2 pseudogenes are annotated in these 1,743 nt (G+C 67.0%); both read right to left on the minus strand.

Features of this window, described 5'->3' with window-relative positions:
* Window positions 1-452 (minus strand): annotated as a pseudogene (locus tag DD1DGNOD_RS21185) (acetate/propionate family kinase); the annotation flags it as partial.
* A gap of 27 nt (window positions 453-479) precedes the next feature.
* Window positions 480-1,743 (minus strand): annotated as a pseudogene (locus tag DD1DGNOD_RS21190) (phosphoketolase family protein); the annotation flags it as partial.

Consider the following 1,743-nt stretch of genomic DNA (forward strand, 5'->3'; position numbering starts at 1 on the left):
CCGTGGAAGCCGTAGCGGCGCACGCCGAGACGATCCCGCCAGTCGGTCGGAACCGCGTAGGTGGCCGCGGCCGGCGGCATCCGGGCGTGGAACGCGGTGTCGAAGCAGGCGACCTGTGTGATGTCAGGCGCCGCGGTCCGCACCTCAGCCAGCGCGGCGAGCGCCGCCGGCTGGTGCAGGGGAGCCAGCGTGCTCAGCGGCCGCAGCTCCTTGAGCACCTCGTCGGTGACGACCACCGGATCGGTGAACGCCGTCCCGCCGTGCACAATCCGGTGCCCGACCGCGCCGAGCTCGCCGAGCCGTGCCAGATCCGTGATCGCGGCGGTGACCTCGTCCGGGTCCGGCCTGCCCTCCCGCGCGCGAAGGTCGACAGCTGCCAGCGGGATGTCGCCCGGCCCGAGGAGCCGGAGCTTCAGGCTGGATGAACCGGCGTTGACCACGAGAATGTTCACGCCGCTGATGCTCACGCCGCTGGAGCGTCAGTAGGGCCAGGTCCAGTCGGAGATCTCGGGTATGTCCGTGCCGAAGTCACGGGTGTACGCCCGAGCCGCGATCCGCGCGTCCACCATGTCCTGCCGGACGTGCGCGGCACGGGCGCCCAGCGACCGCACCCGGTCGATCACGTCGATCACCAAGTGGAACCGGTCGAGGTTGTTCATCATCACCATGTCGAACGGCGTGGTGGTCGTGCCTTCCTCGATGTAGCCGCGGACATGGATGTTGTTGTGATTGGTCCGCTTGTAGGTCAGCCGGTGAATCAGCCACGGATATCCGTGATAGGCAAAGATCACTGGCCGGTCTGAGGTGAACAACGCGTCGAACCGGGCGTTGGAGATCCCGTGCGGATGCTCGCCTTCGTCCTGCAGGCACATCAGGTCGACGACGTTGACGACACGCACTTTCAGGTCGGGGAAGTTGCGTCGCAGGATGTCGACCGCGGCCAGGGTCTCCAGGGTCGGAATGTCACCGGCGCAGGCCATGACCACGTCGGGCAGACCGCCGCCGGCGGGTTCGTAGTCGTTGCTGGCCCAATCCCAGATCCCGATGCCCCTGGTGCAGTGGGCGATCGCCGCGTCCATCGGCAGGTAGTTCAGCGCCGGCTGTTTGCCCGCCACGATGACGTTGATGTAATGCCGGCTGCGCAGGCAGTGATCGGCGACGGACAGCAGCGTGTTCGCGTCCGGCGGGAGGTATACGCGGATTATCTCCGCCTTCTTGTTGACCACGTGGTCGATGAAGCCCGGGTCCTGATGGGAGAAGCCGTTGTGGTCCTGTCGCCAGACATGGCTGGTGAGCAGGTAGTTCAGGGACGCGATCGGACGCCGCCACGGGATGTGGCGGGTCGTCTTCAGCCACTTCGCGTGCTGGTTCACCATCGAGTCGACAATGTGGATGAACGCCTCGTAGCACGAGAAGAACCCGTGCCGGCCGGTGAGGAGATATCCCTCCAGCCAGCCCTGGCACAGATGCTCCGACAGCACCTCCATGACCCGGCCGTCCGGCGCCAGATCGTCGTCACCGTCGACGATCTGCGCGTTCCAGGCCCGGGAGGTCGCCTGGAACAGCGCGCCGAGGCGATTGGAGGCGGTCTCGTCCGGGCCCATGACCCGGAACGTCGTCGGGTTCGCCGTCATCACGTCCCGCAGGAAGCCGCCGAGGACTCTGGTCGCCTCGCTGAAGGTGGTGGCCGGGTTGACGACATCCACGGCGTAGTCGCGGAAGTCGGGCAGGGCGAGGTCACGC

Origin of the sequence: Candidatus Protofrankia californiensis, from assembly GCF_900634765.1 — a bacterium.
Classification (GTDB): domain Bacteria; phylum Actinomycetota; class Actinomycetes; order Frankiales; family Frankiaceae; genus Protofrankia; species Protofrankia californiensis.